Genomic DNA, 20,880 nt, shown 5'->3' on the forward strand with positions numbered 1-20,880 from the left:
TGAACCATGACTAATTTGTTGCCTTATGCCTTCGCCCGCGACCATGGGGTGCTGGCGCGCAGCGGCGACGATCCCGGCCAGAGCGTCGAGGTGATGATCTCGAGCGCCACCCCGGCGGCGGCCATTGCCGAGGTGTCGCGCCGCTTCGGCCGCGTCCTGCTGCGCCGCCTCGACCGTGGCGAGCTCGACGACGCCATCGCCGCCGCTTACGCCTCGGCCGGCGGCGATGCCAACCAGGTCGCCGACGAATTCGATGCCGACCTCGACCTGACGCGCCTGCTGCAGGACGTGCCGGCGATCGAAGACCTGCTCGAATCGTCCGACGACGCGCCCGTGATCCGCATGATCAATGCCTTGCTCACGCAATCGCTGCGCGAAGGCGCGTCCGATATTCATATCGAACCTTTCGAGCAAACCTCGGTCGTACGTTTTCGCATCGATGGCACCTTGCGCGACATCGTGCGTCCCCGCAAAGGCATCCACGCCTCGCTCATTTCGCGTATCAAGATCATGTCGCAGCTCGACATCGCCGAAAAACGCCTTCCCCAGGATGGCCGCATCACCCTGCGCATCGGCGGCAAACCGGTCGACGTGCGGGTCTCGACCTTGCCGACCGGGCATGGCGAGCGCGCCGTGCTGCGTCTGCTCGACAAGGAAGCGGGCCGGCTCGACCTGTCGCACCTGGGCATGAGCCCGGACCTGCTGCCCCAGTTCGACAAACTGATCAACCAGCCGCACGGCATCGTGCTGGTCACCGGTCCGACCGGTTCCGGCAAGACCACGACCTTGTACGCCGCGCTATCGCGCCTGAACGCCTCGACCACCAACATCATGACGGTGGAAGACCCGATCGAATACGACCTGAACGGCGTCGGCCAGACCCAGGTGAATGCCCGCATCGACATGACGTTCGCGAAAGCCTTGCGCGCGATCCTGCGCCAGGACCCGGACGTGATCATGATCGGCGAGATCCGCGACCTGGAAACGGCGCAGATCGCCGTGCAGGCCTCGCTGACCGGCCACCTGGTGCTGGCAACCCTGCACACCAACGACGCCGCCGCGGCCGTCACCCGCCTGCTCGACATGGGGATCGAACCGTTCCTGCTGTCCTCGTCGCTGCTGGGTGTGATGGCCCAGCGCCTGGTGCGCAAGCTCTGCCCGCAATGCAAAAAAAGCGATGGCGTGCACTGGCATGCGGTCGGCTGCGAGCGCTGCGGCCATACCGGCTACCAGGGCCGGGTCGGCGTCTACGAGCTGCTGGAAACGAACGAAGGCATTCGCGCGCAGATCCACAACCAGGCCTCGGAAGCGGACATCCGCGTCGCTGCCCAGCACAGCGGAATGCGCACGATGCGCGAAGACGGTGAGCGCTGGCTGCGCGAAGGCATCACGACGCAAGCCGAGTTGCTGCGCGTAACCAAGGATTAACGATGCCGGCATTTCGTTACGAAGCCGTCGATGCGGGCGGCGCCATGCGCAAGGGCGTGGTCAATGCCGACAGCCCGCGCGCGGCGCGCGCCGACCTGCGCGTGCAAGGCCTCACGCCCCTGAACGTCGAAGCCATCACCGCCCAGGTCGACGCTGCCGGGGTGACGCGCTCGCGCGGCTTCGGCGAGCGCCTGTCGCAAGTCGAACTGGCCCTGTTTACACGCCAGCTGGCCAGCCTGCTGGAAGCAGGACTGCCGCTCGAACAGGCGTTCACGGCGCTGCTGGAACAGGCCGAAAAGCCGTATCTGCGCGACCTGATCGCATCGATCCGCTCGGAAGTCATCGGCGGCATCGCGTTTTCCGATGCGCTGTCGCACCATCCGCGCGACTTCGATCCGATTTTCCGCGGGCTGGTGTCCTCAGGCGAACAGATCGGCCAGCTGGCGCGCGTGCTGTCGCGCCTGGCGGACTATATCGAGCGCCGCAACGCGCTGGTGCAAAAGGTGCGCCTGGCGTTTACCTATCCGGCCATCGTCACCGTCGTCGCCTTTGCCATCGTCATCTTCCTGCTCACCTATGTGGTGCCGCAGATCGTGTCCGTGTTTGCCAACACCAAGCAAAAGCTGCCCCTGCTGACGGTGATGATGCTGGGCGTATCGAATTTCATGCGCGACTGGGGCATCCTGATGGGCATCGCCTTGATCGGCGCCTGGTTCGCCTGGCGCCGGGCGCTATTGAACCCGGCGCTGAAACTGCGCTGGCATACCTGGCTCCTGACCGCGCCCGTCTACGGCAAATTCGAGCGCAGCCTGAACACGGCGCGTTTCGCCAGTACGCTCGCCATTACCACCGGCTCGGGCGTGCCGATCCTGCGCGCGCTCGACACCAGCCGCGACACCCTGTCGAATGTCGCCATGCGCGACCTGGTGGAGCAAGCCACCGCCAGCGTGCGCGAAGGCATCAGCCTGGCGCGGGCACTGTCCGTGCAAAAACACTTTCCACCGATGCTGGTGCACATGATCCGTGCCGGAGAAATCACCGGCGAACTGCCCGCGATGCTGGAGCGGGCGGCCAATTCGCAGCAGGCCGATCTCGAGCGCCGCACGCTGACCATTGCCGGCCTGCTTGAACCGGTGCTGATCCTGGCCATGGGCCTGGTGGTGCTCCTGATCGTGCTGGCGGTCCTGATGCCGATCATTGAAATCAACCAGCTGGTGCGCTAACAAGGATAACGATGAAGCGTCTGCCTCTCCTTTTCACCCTGCTTGCCCTGATCTTCCTGGCGGTGTCCGCCACGTATTGGGGCATGCAGCTGTACAAGCCGCAGCAACGGCCGATCGTTGCGGCAGCGCCCGCCAGCCTGCCGGAGCCCTCGCCCGATGCCGCCGCCACGCTCTTCGGCGGCCAGCCGGTGGCGAACGTCGCCACCAACTACCAGCTGACGGGCATCGTTTCCGCCGGACGCGACAGTGTTGCGATCATCGTCGCCGACGGCCAGCCGCCGAAAGCCTTGAAAATCGGGCGCGAACTGGCGCCTGGCGTGAGTATCAGCGAAGTCCATGCCCGCTATGTGATGCTGTCGGAAGGCGGCGTCATGAAACGCATCGACCTCGCGGCCGACACCAAGCCAGCCATTCCGCTGTCCGGCGCCGCCGCGCCGCCGATGGCCATGCCGCCGCAGCCAACCATCGCCCCGGCCGGCGCCATGCCGCAGGGAGAGCCGCAGACCGCGCCGGGCGCCGTGCAGAGCGCGCCGCCGCCGGGCGAAGTCAACCCGGTCGTGCCGCAGGGACAGGAGCCTCCCCAGGAAGGCCCGCCGGCCGACATCGTCCCGCCGCCACCGCCGAATCAACCGCAAATGCCGGCGCCGACCCGTTCGACGGGCAGCCCGGTCAGCAGCGACGCGCCGGTGCGTTGATCCCTGGCGCCGCGCAGGTCCCTGTGCAGCGCATTCTTGTTACCGCCGCAGCTTCGTAAACGCCGCAAATTCCCACGACCTGAATCCCACCAGCAAGGTCATCCCTTCGCGCTCGTTTGCCGGCAGCCGCCGGTCATTGCGGTGCAGCCGCGTCAAGTCCCCCGCCAGCTGATGGATCTTCTGCGCCAGCTCGGCCGCGCTGGCCTTTGAGAGCCGCGCAGGCAGGCACATCAGGGTCTCGCCGGCGCCATCGAAACGGCCCGCAAAATAATCCGGCACGATCTGCTCGCGGAAATAATGCTGCACCGGCCCGTCGGGCAGCCAGTGGAAGGCATTCGAGACGCGCACCGTGTAGCGGTTCAGCGGACGCAGTTCGATGATGCCCAGGCGGTCGAGCTCAGCCAGGCAACCGATGCATTCGGCCTCGGTCAGGCGGTAGGTTTCGACGATCTGCTCCATGCTCCAGTAACCGAGGCAGCAGATCGCCACCAGCAGCAGGCGCGGCTTGGCGACCAGGGCCGTTTCCTGGGGCAGGGTCAGGGCGTCGGGCTGGGCCCGGGCGTCGGCTGCGCCGCGCAGCACGTCTTCGAAGGCTATTCCCGCCACCTGGCAAATCTGCGCCAGGCGCGACAAGGGCATGTCTTTCTGGCCGAACATGCGCTTGACGCTCGACTCGCTCATGTCGATGCGTTCGGCCAGCGTTTTATAAGTGAGATTTGCCGCGCGCAACTCGGCGCGCAACACGTCGACGATCAGCTCGGGTGAGCTCATGGGAATCCTGTACTCGGCAATAGGCGCCGATCAATGTACAGGTCAATTGCAGGGCGGGCAAGCCGCCGCGCGCGCCAGTTCGCCTCCCGCCTCGACTTGACTAAAACGAGCTCAGCTTTAAAACACTTCCATTAGATTCATGAGGTTCGGTCGTGGCGAGCTGGCTCGGCTTGTCGCTGCGCGGAACTGGGTCACCCACAGGCATACAGCGTGCACAAGGAGATGGTCATGTCGAATAATCAGATTCAATCACCTGGAGTCATCATCACGGCCGGCGCCAGGCTGGAAGGGGAGGCGGCGGTCTCGGTCGCGGTTGCGCAGGTGCGGCAAGCAGCGGTGCGGCCGCTGTTCGGGGCGGCCACGCCGCAGCCCGAGCTCAGCGGATCCGGATTTACCTATCGCCACGACTGGGGCGCGCTGCACGGCCAGTGGGTGCTGCAGCTGGCCTGGGGCGACATCAACCCGCGCTCGCAAGTGTTCGTCTCGATCGGCGAGGGGGCCGCGGGCGGACCGGACGCCGGCAAGTTCGTCGGCTCGGCCCGCTACACCGTGCACAACGTGGCTCCGCGCGCCGGCGGCGTCGATGTCTGGATCAACATCGAGTGGGAAACGGATATTCCGTTGTACGCCGATTACCTGGTCGTCAACACCGGCGACGCGGCGCCGAGGACGGTGCAGGTCACCGTGCAGCGCCACAGCACCGTGGCCCTGAGCGACGCCGATGCGGACCGGATCCTGGGCGACATGGGGACCATCCTCCAGGGCGACGACTCGCCTGCGGACGTCGCGACCCCGGTCAGCTTTGTCCGGAATGGGCCGGTGCAGCTCTTGCCAGCCGCCATCCCCGGGACCATCCAGACCGAGGCCGATCTGGTGGCGCTGCTCAATGCCGGCTCGGGCGTCAAGATCGTCGAGGCCATCCGCTGGTGCGGCGGCCCCGGCGGCTCGATCATCGGCTGCGCCCCGGTCGGCAGCCCCTCGGTGAATGTGACGGCCGTGCGCTTCACGGAAAACCAGGAAGGGCTGATCTGGGTGCATGAGTACGGCCACAACGCGGGCCTCGGCCACCGCACGGATGACCTCAGGGCCGTCATGTATCCGAGCGTCGGCGCGGACCACAATGTCGTCAACGCCGCCGAGTCGGAGAGTTTCCTGGCCGGCCCCCTCGCCAAGTCTGGCGAAGTGATGCCCGCGAGCTGCTCCCTGGGCGTGGCGATCCAGCCACCGAAGGACGTGCGCGACTTCGTTTCCCAGCACTGGATCCAGGGCATTCCCTACCAGGCGGCAGCGCAGTACACCGAGGCGGACGCCAGGCTGCTACTGGAATGGCTGGTGAATGAGCCCGAAAAACACGAGGAGTTCTTGCCCGAGATCGTGACCACGCTCTGCTTCATCGGCAGCGACATCGCGGCCCAGCCGCTCATCGACTTCGTGCACAGCGCACCGGCCCGGCGCGCTGTGTTCCATGCGAAGAACGCGGTCCTGATCCATCTGGGCGACCTGGTCAACAAGTCGGGAAGCCAGGCGGCCTTCGACTTCCTCGCCGGCGTCGCGGCCGACGCGCAGAAGGCGAAATCCCTGGCCATTCCACGCTCGGCCATCGCGGCGGCCGAGGCTGCGGTCGCCGGGGTGGTGGCGCCGACCCTCGAGGCCCTGGCGGGCGAGCTGGCCGTCTCCGCCACCTTTGGCCTGGCGCTGGCGGGTACGCCGCAAGCGGAGCAGGCGATCACGGGATTGATGGATGACGCCAATGTTTTGCCCGCCGTCAAGCGGGCGGCAGCGGAAGCGGTGGTCCTGGCGCGGACGGTGCGCGCCAAGGGCCAGGCCGGGTATTACAAAATGAAATGCGAAGGCGGGCAGCAGACGTAACCAGCCGATCGGTCAGAGCGACGGGAAGGGGAGCCGGGGCATGTCTTCTGACGAGGACATGTCCCGGTTTTCAATCGTCCTCGGGAACCAGCGGCGCCTTTTTCAGCTGGCGCTTGGCCGCCTGGCGTTCGCTCGCGAGCGGCTTGGCATGCGCACCTGCCGAGCGCCCCTTGGCCAGGGCCGCGACCGGATTGCGTGGTTTACTCAGCTGCTGGACCGGTGCGACGCGCAGCATCATCTTTTGCCGCGTCGCCAGTGCCTTGTTCGCCATATTCCCTCCACTTCCTTACAGCACGTAGCGCGACAGGTCTTCGTTGGCCGACAGCACGTCGAGCCGCTCGTTGACATAGGCCGCGTCGATCGTGATTGCCTTGTCCGGCGTATCGCTGGCGTGGAAGGAGATTTCCTCGAGCAGCTTTTCCATCACCGTGTACAGGCGCCGCGCGCCGATATTCTCGGTGCGCTCGTTGACGGCAAAGGCGATCTCGGCCAGGCGGTGGATGCCGTCTTCGGAGAAGGTCAGGTGCACGCCTTCGGTACCGAGCAGGGCTTCGTACTGGGTCGTCAGGCAGGCATCGGTGCTGGTGAGAATGCGCTTGAAATCGTCGATCGACAGCGACTCGAGCTCGACCCGGATCGGGAAACGCCCCTGCAGTTCCGGAATCAGGTCCGACGGTTTTGCCAGGTGAAACGCGCCCGAGGCAATGAACAGGATGTGGTCGGTCTTGATCATGCCGTACTTGGTGTTGACCGTCGTGCCCTCGACCAGCGGCAGCAGGTCGCGCTGCACGCCCGCACGCGAAACGTCGGCGCCGCCGTGTTCGGAGCGCGTGGCGATCTTGTCGATTTCATCCAGGAAGACGATGCCGTTGTTCTCGACATTGTGGATCGCCTTCTGCTTCATCTCGTCTTCGTTGATCAGGCGTGCCGCTTCTTCCTCGGCCAGCACTTTCATCGCCTCCTTGATCTTCATCTTGCGCGATTTCTTGCGCGTGCCGCCGACACCGGCGAACATCGACTTGATCTGCTCCGTCATTTCTTCCATGCCGGGCGGGGCCATGATTTCCATTTGCGGCGCGGCATCGAGCACCTCGATCTCGACTTCGCGGTCGTCGAGCGAGCCTTCGCGCAGGCGCTTGCGGAAAGTCTGGCGCGTGCTGTCGCCCTCCTTGGCTTCGGCGGCGGCGCTCACATTGAAACCGAAGTCGCGCGCCGGCGGCACCAGGATGTCGATGATGCGGTCTTCGGCCGCGTCTTCGGCGCGCTGGCGCACCTTCTTCATTTCGCTGGCGCGGGTCTGCTTGATGCCGATGTCGATCAGGTCGCGGATGATGGTGTCGACGTCGCGGCCGACATAGCCCACTTCGGTGAACTTGGTCGCTTCGATCTTGATGAAGGGTGCATCCGCCAGCTTGGCCAGGCGGCGCGCGATCTCGGTCTTGCCGACGCCGGTCGGGCCGATCATGAGGATGTTCTTCGGGGTGATCTCGTGGCGCAGCGGCTCGTCGACCTGCTGGCGGCGCCAGCGGTTGCGCAGGGCGATGGCGACGGCGCGCTTGGCCTTGCCCTGGCCGACGACGTGCTTGTCCAGTTCCGAGACGATTTCAAGTGGAGTCATGTTCATGGTATGCGCGCCGGTCAGTCCAGCGATTCGATGATGTGGGACAGATTCGTGTAGATGCACAGTTCGCCGGCGATGGTCAGCGCTTTTTTCACGACCTCGGCCGGCGGCAAATCGGTGTTTTCCTGCAGGGCCTTGGCCGCGGACTGGGCGTAGATGCCGCCGGAACCGATCGCGCCGATGCCGTCTTCGGGCTCGAGCACGTCGCCGTTGCCGGTGATGATCAGGGTCGTTTCCCGGTCGGCCACCAGCAGCATGGCTTCGAGTTTGCGCAGCATGCGGTCGGTGCGCCAGTCCTTGGCCAGTTCGACCGAAGAACGCAGCAGGTTGCCCTGGTGCTTTTCCAGTTTCGCCTCAAAGCGGTCGAGCAAGGTAAACGCGTCGGCAGTGGCGCCGGCAAAGCCGCACAGGACCTTGCCCTGATACAGCTTGCGCACCTTGCGTGCCGAACCCTTCATGACGACGTTGCCCAGGGTGACCTGGCCATCGCCGCCCAATGCGACCTGGGAGCCGCGACGCACGCTCACAATGGTGGTGCCGTGAAATTGTTCCATATCTGCCTCATGATTAACTAGCCCTCCGCAAGTGGGGGTGTTGCACAAAATTGCAAGACAGGATGAGATGCGTGCCGTGAGGCCTAGTATTTGTGTGCGTACAGGCGCGCGCAGTCGTGATAATTCAGCAGGCGCAGCAAGGCCGCCACCAGGTGGTTCAGTTCGCGCAGCTCGATGGGACGCTCGTCCTGGGCCAGGCGGCGCAAATGCGAATGCAGGTCGCCGGCTTCCTTGAAACCAATGCGCACCAGGCGCGCGCAGTCGAGCACGATTGGCCCGGCCGGGTCGATCGCCGCATAGGATGCCAGGGCCGCGAGCAAGTTCCCCATGTCGCCGTCTACCACGGCAGGCAACATGAAACGCTGGTCCGCCGCCATGCCCGCGCTGGCGGCACTGCCACCACTGCCCTGCGGCAAGGCTTCGTACGAAGGCGGCGACACCTCGAAGGTCACGCAATAGTCCATCGCCGTTTCTTCGAAATCCTTTTCGCGCCCGAGCAGTTGCAGCAGTTCGAGCAGGAGCAGCCAGGGCGCCTCGCCGGTGCTGCGCTCGCCAATGGCCAGCATCGGGCGCAACACTGCCAGCAAGGCATCGGCGCCGGCCAGTACGACTTCGCGCCGCGCCGTGCGCAAGTGTTGCAGGGCGTCCAGCAGGGCGGCGCAGCCATCCAGCGTGGCACTCGTGACGCCCGCGACATCGATGCGTGCCGGCGAACCGGTGCCCGACTGCAGCGCTTGCAAGCGCAGGGCGGCCCCGGCGTCAAGGACCCCAGCCAGGCGCGCGGCCGGGGCGACGCCGGCATAGGCTGATTGCAGTGTGTCCGCCGGCAAGCGGTTGATGTAGGCGGGCGGCGAGGTTTCGAAGTGGCTTGCGTAGTCGATCGCGATGCTGTCGAAGTCGCGCTCGCGTCCTTCGGCCTGGTACAGGTCGAACAGCATCCACCAGGGTTGGCGTTCGCTGCGGCCGAGCTCGCGCAGGCTGTCCTGCAGCATCTGCTCGGCCAGCGCGCCCTGGCCGTTGGCGTACAGGATGGCGCTTTCCTCGACCACCGGGGCGGCCGCCGGCGCGGCGGCGGCATCGGGCTGGTCGGCCAGGGTGGCCAGTTCGGTGTCGCCAGGCTCGCCCGGTACCACGGCGGTGGCGGCGGGCGCACGCCGGGTGCTGCCCCAGCGCGCTTCGGCGTCGTCGAAGAAGTCGGTGGTCATGGCCAGTTCGATGGCATCGATCTTGGCCGCGGTGGCGCGCGCGATTTCGCGCTGGCGTTCGCGGTCGGCCTCGAGCGACAGGCGCGCCGGCTCCTCGGCGCGTGGGGGCGCTACCGGCGCCGTGGCCGGTTCAGGTTTTTTCTTGAGGAAGGAAAATATGCCCACGTCATCCTGTCGATCGTCTGGCGCAGCGGCGTCCGAAGCGCTCATCCGTGACGGTAGCATGGACGCGCGCGCGGCGCCCTGCGCACACGTGCGCCCGCGCAAAGCCTGTGCGGGCAAGCGCTAGTGTATCCCATGGGAAAGTTTTTGATCGCACGAATGGCGCGGAAGCCCATGTAAAAATGAAAAAAGCATGCGGCAGGCGCATGCTTTTTTCGGGGAGGCGGACCGGAAAATCAGTCGCCGTACAGCTTTTGCTTCAGTTCGCGGCGCTGCTGGGCTTCCAGCGACAGCGTGGCGGTCGGACGGGCGATCAGGCGCGGGATGCCGATCGGCTCGCCCGTTTCTTCGCACCAGCCGTAGTCGCCGCCGTCGATGGCGGCCAGCGATTGCTGCACTTTCTTGAGCAGCTTGCGCTCGCGGTCGCGGGTACGCAGTTCGAGGGCGTGTTCTTCCTCGATGGTGGCGCGGTCGGCCGGATCGGGAACCAGCACGGTTTCGCGCAGGTGCTCGGTGGTCTCGCCGGCGTTTTTCAGCAGCTCTTTCTCGAGCTGCTGCAGGCGGTCGCGGAAGAACGCGAGCTGGGCCGGGTTCATGTAGTCCTCTTCGCCCATCGCCCGAATTTCATCTTCCGTCAAGAGTCGGTCTTCGGCCTGAGCGGCATTCGGTTTCGTTGTTTTAGTCATGACTTCACTTACCTTCGATACGACAGAGGTTTTCATTTTATCAGCTAGCTCAGCCGTAGCACCCTGAACTCAAGGGTACACGCCCTTGCTGCTGCCATGACGGCCTGGTCGATCCGCCGTCTTCGCTGCCCGGCTTCGGCAGCGGTTAAACATCAGTACGTGATGCGTCCATGGGAACGGCAACCGGTACTGCTAAACCGGGATAGTTTATACCAAACATTGTTCCAATCCGCGGATAAATACGTCTTTTGGTAAATTTTTACCAATAAACACCATTTTGCTGGCGCGGGCTTCGTCCGGCTCCCACTTTGCTCCCAGGTCACTGCCCATGATTTGATGCACGCCCTGAAAAACGACCTTGCGCTCGGCGCCCGCCATCGCCAGCACGCCCTTGTAGCGCAGCATGCTCGGCCCGAAGACTTGCACCATGCTTCCCAGGAACTGGTCGAGCCGTTCCGGGTCGAAAGGACGCTCGCTCTTGAACACGAAGGCGGCGATGTCGTCGCTGTGGTGCGCATGATGGTGGTCGTGGCCGTGATTGCAGGCCTCGGTATGCACGTGCCCCTCATGCTCGTGGTGCGCGTGATCGTGCTCTTCGGCGCGCAGGAAGTCCGGGTCGAGTTCGAGCTTGTCGTTCAAGTTGAAACCACGCAGGTCGAGTACTTCGGCAATCGGCGCGCGGCCGAAGTCGGAGGTCGAGATCGGGGCCCGCGGGTTGATGCGTGTCAAGCGCATCTTCAGGGCTTCCAGGGCGTCGGGCGCGACCAGGTCCAGCTTCGAGAGCAAAATCTTGTCGGCAAAACCGACTTGGCGCTGGGCTTCCTCGTGGCGATCGAGCTGGTCCATCGCATGGTGCGCATCGACCACCGTCACCACGGCATCCAACATATAGTGAGCGCCTACTTCTTCGTCGACGAAGAAAGTCTGGGCCACCGGGCCCGGGTTGGCGAGACCGGTCGTTTCGATGACGACGCGGTCGAAGGCGATCTCGCCGGCTGCGCGTTTTTGCGCCAGGCTCGTCAGCGCCACGACCAGGTCGCCGCGGATGGTGCAGCAGATGCAGCCGTTGTTCATTTCGACGATCTGTTCGCCGCTGTCCTGGACCAGGATTTCGTTGTCGATGTTTTCTTCACCGAATTCATTCTCGATGACGGCAATGCGCAGGCCGTGCTCCTCGCGCAGGATGCGGTTGAGCAGGGTGGTCTTGCCGGCGCCAAGGAAGCCGGTGAGGATGGTGGTCGGAATGGGTGACATGGTTGTTCGCGGGTCGGGCCGGCTAGGGAAGGCAAGGAAGCCGAAGATTATGCCGTAATTTGCAATCTGCCACATCAACTGCACTGGTCTTTGCGCCAGCTCAGGCGAACACTTGTCTACTTCGCTTTCGCTCGCGGATGAGCTCGGTCATAAACCGCGGCAAGGTGCTGGAAATCGAGCGCGGTATATACCTGGGTCGAAGTGATGCTGGCGTGGCCGAGTAATTCCTGCACGGCGCGCAGGTCGCCGGACGATTGAAGCAGGTGCGAGGCGAACGAGTGGCGCAGCACGTGCGGGTGCACGTGCACCGGGGAGCCGGCCTGCAGCGCATGCGTTTTCAGGCGCTGCTGCACCACGCGCGGGGTGATGCGGCTGCCGCGGCTGGACAGGAACAGGGCGGGGCTGCCGTCCGCGGCCGGTGGGCGCACCGCCAGCCAGGCGGCCAGGGCCTCGCGCGCGGGGCCGCCCACCGGCACCCGGCGCATTTTGTTGCCCTTGCCGGTAACCACGACGTCGCCGGCCGCGGCATCGAACCAGCCGAGCGAGGTGGCGCCGTTGGCATTCGTATAAGCAAGGTCGAGTCCGGCCAGTTCCGAGACCCGCAGCCCGCTCGAGTACAGCAGCTCGAACATGGCGCGGTTGCAGAGTTCGGCCGGCTCGGGATGGCCATGGCGGTTCGCTTCGAGCAGCTGGACGGCGGCATCGACGGCGAGCGCCTTGGGCAGTGTTTTGGGACGGCGCGGCGCACGGACGCCTTCGACCGGATTCGCCGGCAGCGCCATCTGGCGCGACAGCCATTGATAAAAGCCGCGCCAGCCCGACAGTTTACGGGCAATCGAGCGCGGTTCCTGGCCGCCGGCGTGCAGGCGCGCGGCAAAACGGCGCATGTCGGCGTGGGTCAGGAGGGGCCAGTCTTCGTGCCCGGCCAGCTGGCGCAGCTCGGCCAGGTCGCGCCGGTAGGCGGCGATCGTGTGCTCGGACAACTGGCGCTGGGTGGCCAGTTCGCGCAGGTAACGCCCGGTCCAGTCCTCGCGCGCCGTGTCCATGGAATGGCCGCCGAAGTAATCAGGCGCGCAGCGGCGCCAGCGCGGCGCTGGCCGACTGGCCCAGCTGCACCAGGAAATCGGTGGCCAGCATCGGGCTGAAACGCTCGGCGTCGGGCGAACCCATCACCAGCAAGCCGAAGGTGACGCCATCGGCCGTCAGCGGCAACAGGACGGTCGAGCGCACTTCATCGGCTTGCTCGAGCCAGCGGACAGCCTCGAAATCCTTGTTCGGGCCGCAGTAGGGCGCGCGCAGGCTGGACGCGAACAGGCGCGCATCCTCGGCGACGTCGCCGGCGAACCAGGCCTGTGCATGGTCGGGGTGCACGTTCCACAAGCGCAGCGTTGCCTGCGGCACGCCGAAATGTGCCAGCAAGCCGTCGACCAGGTCGCGCGCCATGGTCGCGCCGCCGGTCGACTTCAGCAGCGCCAGGTGCCAGGCGTGGAAGCGCTGCAGGATCACGGTATTCTCGCCCGCCGTGCGCATCAGCTCGGCCATGCGCAGTTCGAGCGCGTTGTACTTGGCGCGCATGACTTCCATCTGGCGCTCCTGCAGCGACACGGCCTTTCCGGTCAGCGGGCTCGACAGTTTGACTTCGCCCAGCAGGCCGGCATGTTCTTCGAAAAAGCGCGGGTGCTCGGCCAGGTAGTTGGCGACAGTGGCGGAGTCCAGGGTGACAGTCATCGTTAGTCTTGCAAGAATTGGGGGGTGCGCAATTCTACCCCAGTGGGGGGAGGGGCGTAGCGACAAAAAGGGTGCATACGGGCACCCTTCCTGGGCGCGACAGGCGCCCTCATGGCTGAGCGGGCTGCCGTCAGAAGCGGTGACGGATGCCGATCTGGAAAGCGCGGCCGTTGTCCCCCGGCTGTTCCGTGAAGCCGCCTGGCGAACCTGCGGTGCCCGGCGTGTACTGGCCATCGTTCTGGTTGTTGATGAAGCCGGCGACGGTGTACAGGTCGGTACGCTTCGACAGGAAATAGTCGTAGCCGATGGCGAACAGGTCGGCATCGCTGTTCGATGGCAGTTGGTCGTTCTGGTGCGCATACGACGCCATCAGGCGGCCATTGCCGATCTTGTAGTGCAGGCCAAGCTGGTAGCTGTTCGCATCCTGCTTGGTGTTTTCGATGATGTTGGTCTCGAAGACAGTGCGCAATGCCGGGCGCAGAGGGACTGGCAGATTGGGCGCAATGAGCGCGTCCCAGGCGCCGAGGTAGGTCGGGATCAGTGCCGAATTCTTGTTGCGCTGGTCGTGGTAGCCGGCGAACAGCTTCCAGTTACCCAGTGTGTACGAACCGCCAACGGTCAGGGTGCGCAAGCTCGGACGGTCTTGCATGTCGTAGCCGTGGTTGTAGCCGAGGCCGACATCGAAACCTTTTGCCTTGTAGGTGATGGCGCCGCCGCGGAACTTCCGGTAGAGGCCGAAGTAACCCGAGTTGCGTGGACCGTACATGATCGAGCCGCCCAGTCCCGACGGCAGGGCAATGCGGTACTGGATTACTTCTTGCGAGCGGATGTCCGCGCCCAGGGCCGAGAAGCCGGCGGTGCCGCCAGTGATGCCGCCCCAGGTGCCGGCCGTGCCCACTTCAAACACGTCGGACAAGGCAAATACTTCGTAGCCCGGCGTATACATGCGGCCCAGCAGGATGGCGCCCACCGGCGTCACGAGGCCGACCATCGTGGTGCGGTCGAACAGGGCGCCTTCCCGGTTCACGGCGGGTGCGCCCGGCATTTGCAGGCCGGTTCGCACTTGTTGCAGGAGCGTCGGCCCCAGGGCTTCCATGCCGCGGGTCAGGTAGAGGCCGGTATTGTCGTTGATCAGGGTCGGCTGCTGGGTGCCGGTGTCGAGTTCGACACGTGCTTCGAGGTTGAAGATGGCTTTGAAGCCATTGCCGATTTCTTCGGAGCCCTTGAAGCCGATACGGGAACCGTCGGCGCCGCCACTGACGATCTTGGTGGGGCCGCCTTTTTGCCACATGACGCCGGCGTCGGCAATGCCATAGATCTGGACGCTGGTCTGGGCCGGGGCCGGGAGGGCGAAACACGCGCCGATCAGGCCGGCGATCACACATTTGTTCATTGCATCTCCACTGTTGGCTTTGGAAGCTTGCGTTTTGCATTGCCAAATATGCCATCGGCTCCCGGCACGGGATCCATGACAGCGCAAGCGGGACGGGGGTGCTGGCAAAAAAACGACAGTGGCGATGCAGGGCGGCTGGATGCTGGCCGATCCGGTCGAGGACAGGCGAAAAGACAGACGCAAAAAAGGCAGGTGCCGTTACCGGTACCTGCCTTTTTTATCAAGCCTGGCGGACTTGCGTCCGGTTCAACTTAGAACGAGTGGTTCACACCGATCGTGTAGAAGTTGACTTTGGCGTCAGGCGAAGCGACGCCGTCGGTCGTACGGAACGAACCCTGTGGGCCGTCCTTGCGCGACGCGTCGATGTACACGTAGGTGCGCTTCGACAGGCTGTACTCGTAACCCAGCGACATTTGCTTGGTCTTGATGTAGTCGTCCGGATCCTTCTGGCCATAGCCAGCGAGGAACTTGCCTGCGCCCATGGTGTAGTTGGCGCCGATGACCCATGCTTTGGTGCGGTCGTTGGAGACGCGGGTGTGGTCCTGCTCCTGACGCGATGCCAGTGCCATCAGTTTCAGTTCCGGCGTGACGTTGAACGAAGCGCCGAGCGACATGACCTTGCTTTCGATCGCATTGCGCTCGTAGCCGATCATCAGGGCGGCCGGGCCGTTGTTGTAGGTACCGGTGACCGAGAACGGGTTCGAGCTCGCTTCTGCGCCGGCAGGGTACTGCGGTGCCGCAGCGGTGCCACGGCCGATGATGGCTGGTGCGCCGTTGTTTTCTTTGGTGGCGATGGCGGTGTTCAGCTGGAAGCCGCTGATGACCGGGCTGTTGTACCAGAAGGCATTGGCCCAGCGGTTGTTCGAGGCGCCTGCTGGATCGAGCGGTGCCGAGGTGTAGCCGGCGACAGCCAGGTCGGTGTAGAAGCCAGCCTGGTGCGGCAGTGCGTGGAACGGCTCGAAGGCGCCGACGGTTTCCTGGTACGGGGTCAGGCCACGGCCGATACGGACCATACCGAAGTCACCTTGCAGGCCGACGCGGCTCTGGCCCTGGAACAGTGGACGCTGTGCGCCGCCTCGGCCATTCGTTTCATTCGTGCCGGTGTCGGGATCGTAACGGACTTCCAGCTGGAACAGTGCTTTCAGGCCGTTGCCCAGATCTTCAGTACCCTTGAAGCCCAGCGTGTTCGACGCACGCTTGCCGATGTTCAGACTCTGGCCCGAAAACTTTTGCGCGCCAGCATCGATGGTGCCGTAGATTTGAACGGCGGTCTGTGCATGGGCAACGCCGGCGAATGCGCCAACGAGTGCGACTGCCATCAGAGATTTTTTCATTTATTTGTTTCCTTGAAAGATGAATCGGAATCCAAAGAGCGTTGAGACTTTGTTTGCTGAACACTCGGACGAGTGAACCTTAAAGGCTTAACGCGTCTGGATTGCCGGATTGGTTAATTATGGCCGTTCGAATTGGTGGAAAGCCAATTTAACCAATCGTGCTGTTGTATTTTTGAAACGGCACAGCCACCCGGCCGCCCCAGCCTGGTGCTTGGTGCACTGCAAGATGGCTGAGTTCCGCATTGTTTTGGTGAGCTTGTTCGATATCAAGCATCGGGCTGTTCGGGACGATTCGCCCCCCTTGCTGGCTTAGACTTTCCTGGAACCGATGGGTGTGGGCGAGATCTGCGATCTTCTTGTATATTGGCAACTTTGCCTGCGACAGCCTTCCCGTCGTGGTCTTTCCGCCGATCCCCGCCTGTACCGCGCCTCCAATCAATTGACGAAGACGACCGATGGCTAATCGTGAAGAACTAGCGATCATTCGTGGCGCTCGCAGTGGCCGCGCCGACGCACAACTCGCACTGGGCAAGCGCTACCTGTTTGGCAGCGCCGGCCTGCCGTGCAGCCTGCCCACGGCGCTGCACTGGCTCGACCGCGCGGCTCGCCAGGGGTGCGCCGAGTCATGCGAGCTGATCGGCAGCCACATCCCGCTCGACCTGGCGCGTGCGCATCCGACACCACTGGCGCCCTGGTACGAACGCGCCTATGACGGCGGTAACGTGCGTGCCGGACTGGTCCTGGCCCAGTTGCTGCTCGAAGGCGAGCACACCGCGTCCGACACGCTGCGGACCAAGGCCGTGCACGCTCTTGAAGAAGCCGCGCGTGCCGGTTTCGCCGATGCGCAGTGGCTGCTGGCGCGCCGTCCCGACATCGCTGCCAGCGTCAATCCGGCCCCCGCCAACGCCGCTTTCGGGCAGCAATCTGCTGCAGTGCGCAAGAGCGCTGAAACGGCCGGCGAACGCCCGATTCAGGCGCCTGAGCGGCGTGCAGTCGCGCGTTCTGACGCTGCCGGGGGCGTGTCGGCCCCGGACCAACCCTGGCTGCGCCGGGCTGCCGATAACGGACTGGCCGAGGCACAATTCGCCATGCTCGAGCAGAGCTGGAGCGCCGGCGCCTGGCAGGACTTTCTCACGCGGGCCCTGCCGCTGGCGCGCACGCTCGTGGAAAACGGGGGCGGCAAACATACCCGGCGCCTCGAACCCGGCGAAGTCACCCTGTTGTCACGCACCGCACGCCTGCTCGCCGAAGGAAAAGGCGGCATCGCCGCCGGCGACGATGAAATCCACACCTTCTGGGAACTGGCGGCGGCCGAGCACGACCGCCACGCCCAGCTGGCCATCGGACTCTGGTATGCGCGCATGCAGGTCGGCGGCGCCCGGGTGCAGGGCGGCAGCGGGGCAGCCAACTTCAAGAAGGCGATCCGCTGGCTGCTCATGGCTGGCGAGCAGGGCCTGGCCGAAGCCTGGTTCGCGCTGTCGCGCATCTACCTGAAGCCAGAGTTCTCGCAACGTAATGTCGCCGATGCCCAGCGCTACCTCGAACGGGCCGCGGAAATGGGCTACGAAGTCGCGCAGCTCGAGTGTGGCAACAACGCCTGGCGTGCGCGCCGCGAAAACGAGAGCAACGATGTACGCGCCGTGTTCTGGCTGCAGCTGGCGGCGGCGCAGGGCAATGCCGAAGCCGGCGCCGCCATCCGCAAGATCGCGCCCCGTCCCGACGACGCGCCGCATACCGAAACCGGGGCGCTGCTTGCGTGCGCCGGCGACCTGGCCGCGCATCCGCTGCTGGCGGCCCGGCTCGAGCTGGCGGCGCTGTTCGGCCTGACGCGTGCCGAAACCCTGTTGCTCGACGTGGCCGGGGCAGACCAGGGGCATTGCCTGGTGATCGATATCCGGGCCAGCTATGGGCGCAGCAAGCGCCGCCTGGTCATGGTCGAGACGGTCCAGGAGCGCCAGGCGCTCGACCGCATCGTACGGCTGTTCGAAAATGTCGATTGCGGACCCGGTGGTCCGGAAGGCAATTACCGCCAGCGCCTGTACCGGCTGCGCACCCTGATGGCCGACGCGGCCATGGCGGGACGGATGCTCGACGAGACCGATGGCCGGCTCGCCCCTGCCGTGAAACCGGAGCGCGGCAATGCGTATGGCATGGCTGCCTGAACTGCCGGCCACGCAGCGGGCAGGCAGCCCGCACCCCGGCGCGCATCCTTTTACAGTGTGATGTCGCCTTCGAACACCGTCACGGCCGGGCCGCTCAGGTAAACCGGTTCGCCTTCGCCGGCCCAGGCAATCGACAGATCGCCGCCGCGTGCGGCTACCCGCACCGGCGAATCGATCAGCCCGCGCCGGATGCCGGCCACCACCGCCGCACAGGCGCCGGTGCCGCAGGCCAGGGTTTCGCCGGCGCCGCGTTCATATACCCGCAGTTTGATGTGGTGGCGGTCGAGGACCTGCATGAAGCCGGCGTTTACCCGCTTGGGGAAGCGAGGGTGGCGTTCGATCTGCGGACCGAGTTCCGCCACCGGGGCCATGTCGGCGTCCGGCACCGTCTGCACCGCATGCGGGTTGCCCATCGAGACAACCGACACCGGGATATCCAACGCCGCGCCCGCATGTTGCACGCTCAAGGGCCAGAGCAGGTCGCGTCCCTCGGGGATGCCGTCGAGCGACGTGTTGTCGAAGGGAACGGCAGCCGGCTCGAGTACCGGGGCGCCCATGTCGACCGTCACGCTGCCGTCATCCTCGAGGCGCGGCGCGATGATGCCCGCCATGGTCTGGACCCGGATGCTGCGTTCCTTGCTCAAACCCTGGTCGCTGACAAAACGGGCAAAGGCGCGCGCGCCATTGCCGCATTGCTCGACTTCGCCGCCATCGCTATTAAAAATGCGGTAGCGGAAATCGGCGCCCGCCACCGTCGGGCGTTCCACGATCAGGATCTGGTCGGCGCCGACGCCGAAACGGCGGTCGGCAAGGCGTTGCCATTGTTCGGTGCTGAAATCGATCTGCTGGTTGATCGCGTCGATCACGACGAAGTCGTTGCCGGCGCCCTGCATCTTGGTGAACTTGAGTTTCATGTCGGTTACTCGTACAGCGAAGGCTCGCCCTGCGGACGGGTCTTGAAACGCTTGTGGGTCCAGAAATATTCGGCGGGCGCTTCGCGCACCCGGTCTTCGATAAACGCGTTCATGCGGCGGGTGGCCTCGATCATATCGTCGCCCGGATAATTTTCCCAGGCAGGATAAAAGCGCACGCGCCAGCCCTGGTAGTTCGGCAGGAAGGTCGCCACCACGGGAATCACCTTGGCGCCGGTGGTGCCGGCGATCCGGCCGAGCGCCGTCAGCGTGGCCGCGGGAACGCCAAAAAAGGGCACGAACTCGGCATCCTTCTCGCCGAAGTCCATATCGGGCAGCATGAAATAGGGCAGGCCGTCGCGCAGCGCGCGCAGGATTGGCTTGATGCCCTCTTTGCGCGTCACCAGCCGCACCGGGCCGTAGCGTTCGCGACCGTGGCGCAGCAGCTTGTCGAAGGCGGCGTTCTTTTGCGGCACGTACATGCTGCACACCGGGATCACGCGCGCAGCGACGCCGGCCACGTCCAGGCATACAAAGTGCGGACACAGCAAAATCGTCGGCCCGGCTTCCATGGCCGCCTGCGGCACGCTGCCCTCGACCCGGATCAGGCTGCGCACGCGCGCTTCGGGCGCCCACCACAGGATCGAGCGCTCGAAAATGCTGCGCGAATAGCTGCGGAAGTGTTCACGCGCAAGCGCGCGGCGTTCGGCTTCCGACAATTCCGGCATGCACAGGCGCAGGTTGGTCAGGGCGATGTGGCGGCGTTTGGCCAGTACCAGGAACAGCAGGCTGCCGATGGCGGAGCCGAAACGGCCGAGCACGGGCAGTGGCAGCCAGTGCAGCAGCCACAGGAAGGCGATCACGGGCCTCATGCGACGGCCTCGGCCTGTGGCGCGGCCACCCCGTCGGGTTGTTTATAGCGGTTATAGCTCCAGAAATACTGGGCGGGACAGCGCGCGATCAGCGCTTCCATCGCGCGGTTGATGCTGGCGGCCTGCTCGGCGGGGCTGCCGGACAAATCGCCCTCGAAGGGCACGAAGCGCACGACATAGCCGCGGCCCTGCGGCAGGCGCTCGGCATACACCAGCAGGATGTCGGCACGCCCGAGCTGGGCCAGCTTGGCCGGCAGCGTCATTGTGTAGGCGGGACGTCCGAAGAAGGGCGCCCAGACGCCTTCGCCTTCTTGCGGCACCTGGTCTGGCAGCAAACCGATCGGCTGGCCGCTTTTCAGGGTCTTGGCCAGGATCCGCACGCCCGACAAATTGGCCGGGGCCAGGTGCAGGTTGTGGCGCGCCCGGGCGCCTTCGACCAGGGGTTTCAGCGCGCTTTTCTTGGGCGGACGGTACATCACGGTGAGCGCCGTGTGCAGCGCGATCTGTTGCGCGGTCATTTCGAAACAGCCGAGGTGTGGCGTCAGGAACACAATCCCGCGACCGGCGTCCAGCACGCGCTGGACCACTTCCCAGTTCTCGACCGTCGCGTGGCGGGCGACGCGTTCCGGCTTGCCGCACCAGACAAAGGCCAGCTCGACGATGGCTTTGCCGGCCTCGGCCACAGCGGCGCGGCGCTGGGCGCTGAAACCCGCCTGGGCCAGATTGGCGTCGAGACGGCGCCGATACGATGGAGATGACAAATAGACTAGCCAGCCCAGCAGGCTGCCGAGCACATGCAACATGCGTAATGGAAATACCGACAACACTTTGAATAAAATAACTAGCATGCGCTTGATCGGCATCGGGGTCGAAGCAGGCCCCTCCGCCAAAAATTTCTTAAAGGAGCGTAAAATACCACTTTATGCAGGATCCGCCGAGTTAATAGACAACTTGCGAAGCGGAATATAAATGTCGCTAAAGCGTCGCAGGCACAGCTTGCTGCGACAGTTTT

At 64.9% G+C, this 20,880-nt stretch carries 20 protein-coding genes; 5 read left to right on the forward strand and 15 right to left on the reverse strand.

Annotation, left to right across the window (positions count from 1 at the left end):
* The first annotated feature begins 6 nt into the window (after positions 1-6).
* From gspE to NMB41_RS01070, 3 genes are read left to right on the forward strand one after another with little or no spacing between them, the layout of a single operon-like run.
* Positions 7-1,428, forward strand: a complete 1,422-nt coding sequence (gene gspE, locus NMB41_RS01060) for a type II secretion system ATPase GspE (RefSeq protein WP_494380650.1) — start codon at positions 7-9, stop codon at positions 1,426-1,428.
* Between the two features lie 2 nt (positions 1,429-1,430).
* Positions 1,431-2,651, forward strand: a complete 1,221-nt coding sequence (gspF, locus tag NMB41_RS01065; RefSeq protein WP_494380651.1) for a type II secretion system inner membrane protein GspF — start codon at positions 1,431-1,433, stop codon at positions 2,649-2,651.
* A gap of 11 nt (positions 2,652-2,662) precedes the next feature.
* Entirely contained in the window at positions 2,663-3,346 is a 684-nt protein-coding gene (locus tag NMB41_RS01070) for a type II secretion system protein N (RefSeq protein ID WP_494380652.1), read from the forward strand.
* A 39-nt stretch (positions 3,347-3,385) separates the two neighbouring features.
* Here the strand turns inward: NMB41_RS01070 and NMB41_RS01075 are convergent, their stop codons facing one another.
* Positions 3,386-4,117, reverse strand: coding sequence for a helix-turn-helix domain-containing protein (locus tag NMB41_RS01075; protein WP_494380653.1), 732 nt, complete (start codon positions 4,115-4,117; stop codon positions 3,386-3,388).
* A gap of 228 nt (positions 4,118-4,345) precedes the next feature.
* Here NMB41_RS01075 and NMB41_RS01080 point away from each other — a divergent pair, with 228 nt between their 5' ends.
* The gene (locus tag NMB41_RS01080) at positions 4,346-5,986 is read left to right on the forward strand and encodes a hypothetical protein (protein ID WP_494380654.1); all 1,641 of its coding nucleotides are present in this window, start codon (positions 4,346-4,348) and stop codon (positions 5,984-5,986) included.
* A gap of 70 nt (positions 5,987-6,056) precedes the next feature.
* Here NMB41_RS01080 and NMB41_RS01085 read toward each other — a convergent pair whose 3' ends face one another.
* The 11 genes from NMB41_RS01085 to NMB41_RS01135 all read right to left on the reverse strand — a co-directional run bounded on the left by NMB41_RS01085 (position 6,057) and on the right by NMB41_RS01135 (position 16,407).
* Positions 6,057-6,257, reverse strand: a complete 201-nt coding sequence (locus NMB41_RS01085) for a hypothetical protein (protein WP_494380655.1) — start codon at positions 6,255-6,257, stop codon at positions 6,057-6,059.
* A 15-nt stretch (positions 6,258-6,272) separates the two neighbouring features.
* Entirely contained in the window at positions 6,273-7,610 is a 1,338-nt protein-coding gene (gene hslU / locus NMB41_RS01090) for an ATP-dependent protease ATPase subunit HslU (protein ID WP_494380656.1), read from the reverse strand.
* 14 nt (positions 7,611-7,624) lie between these two features.
* On the reverse strand, positions 7,625-8,161 hold the full coding sequence (hslV, locus tag NMB41_RS01095) for an ATP-dependent protease subunit HslV (protein ID WP_494380657.1): 537 nt from the start codon (positions 8,159-8,161) through the stop codon (positions 7,625-7,627).
* An 83-nt stretch (positions 8,162-8,244) separates the two neighbouring features.
* Positions 8,245-9,531, reverse strand: a complete 1,287-nt coding sequence (locus NMB41_RS01100) for an STAS domain-containing protein (RefSeq protein ID WP_494380658.1) — start codon at positions 9,529-9,531, stop codon at positions 8,245-8,247.
* 233 nt (positions 9,532-9,764) lie between these two features.
* The gene (gene dksA, locus NMB41_RS01105; protein ID WP_494380659.1) at positions 9,765-10,214 is read right to left on the reverse strand and encodes an RNA polymerase-binding protein DksA; all 450 of its coding nucleotides are present in this window, start codon (positions 10,212-10,214) and stop codon (positions 9,765-9,767) included.
* A 207-nt stretch (positions 10,215-10,421) separates the two neighbouring features.
* Positions 10,422-11,468: a CobW family GTP-binding protein gene (locus tag NMB41_RS01110; protein WP_494380660.1), complete on the reverse strand. Its 1,047-nt coding sequence runs from the start codon at positions 11,466-11,468 to the stop codon at positions 10,422-10,424.
* Between the two features lie 116 nt (positions 11,469-11,584).
* Positions 11,585-12,514, reverse strand: a complete 930-nt coding sequence (xerC, locus tag NMB41_RS01115) for a tyrosine recombinase XerC (protein WP_494380661.1) — start codon at positions 12,512-12,514, stop codon at positions 11,585-11,587.
* A gap of 19 nt (positions 12,515-12,533) precedes the next feature.
* Positions 12,534-13,196 carry a DUF484 family protein gene (locus NMB41_RS01120; protein WP_494380662.1) on the reverse strand — a complete coding sequence of 221 codons (663 nt, stop codon included), beginning with the start codon at positions 13,194-13,196 and terminating at the stop codon, positions 12,534-12,536.
* A 130-nt stretch (positions 13,197-13,326) separates the two neighbouring features.
* Complete coding sequence (locus NMB41_RS01125; RefSeq protein WP_494380663.1) at positions 13,327-14,589, reverse strand: porin; 1,263 nt, start codon at positions 14,587-14,589, stop codon at positions 13,327-13,329.
* 251 nt (positions 14,590-14,840) lie between these two features.
* Positions 14,841-15,923 (reverse strand): porin, encoded by a 1,083-nt coding sequence (locus tag NMB41_RS01130; protein WP_494380664.1) that lies wholly within the window; start codon positions 15,921-15,923, stop codon positions 14,841-14,843.
* 148 nt (positions 15,924-16,071) lie between these two features.
* Positions 16,072-16,407, reverse strand: a complete 336-nt coding sequence (locus tag NMB41_RS01135; protein ID WP_494380665.1) for a hypothetical protein — start codon at positions 16,405-16,407, stop codon at positions 16,072-16,074.
* Here NMB41_RS01135 and NMB41_RS01140 point away from each other — a divergent pair.
* The gene (locus NMB41_RS01140) at positions 16,379-18,085 is read left to right on the forward strand and encodes a tetratricopeptide repeat protein (RefSeq protein WP_494380666.1); all 1,707 of its coding nucleotides are present in this window, start codon (positions 16,379-16,381) and stop codon (positions 18,083-18,085) included. The genes NMB41_RS01135 and NMB41_RS01140 overlap by 29 nt on opposite strands.
* 50 nt (positions 18,086-18,135) lie before the next feature.
* Here NMB41_RS01140 and dapF read toward each other — a convergent pair whose 3' ends face one another.
* From dapF to NMB41_RS01155, 3 genes are read right to left on the reverse strand one after another with little or no spacing between them, the layout of a single operon-like run.
* Positions 18,136-18,999, reverse strand: a complete 864-nt coding sequence (gene dapF / locus NMB41_RS01145) for a diaminopimelate epimerase (RefSeq protein ID WP_494380667.1) — start codon at positions 18,997-18,999, stop codon at positions 18,136-18,138.
* Between the two features lie 5 nt (positions 19,000-19,004).
* Positions 19,005-19,868 (reverse strand): LpxL/LpxP family acyltransferase, encoded by an 864-nt coding sequence (locus NMB41_RS01150; protein ID WP_494380668.1) that lies wholly within the window; start codon positions 19,866-19,868, stop codon positions 19,005-19,007.
* Positions 19,865-20,716: a lysophospholipid acyltransferase family protein gene (locus NMB41_RS01155; protein WP_494380669.1), complete on the reverse strand. Its 852-nt coding sequence runs from the start codon at positions 20,714-20,716 to the stop codon at positions 19,865-19,867. Before NMB41_RS01155 ends, NMB41_RS01150 begins: the two co-directional genes overlap by 4 nt.
* Between the last annotated feature and the right edge of the window lie 164 nt (positions 20,717-20,880).

The sequence above is a fragment of the Massilia sp. FBCC-B171 genome, assembly GCF_059134155.1.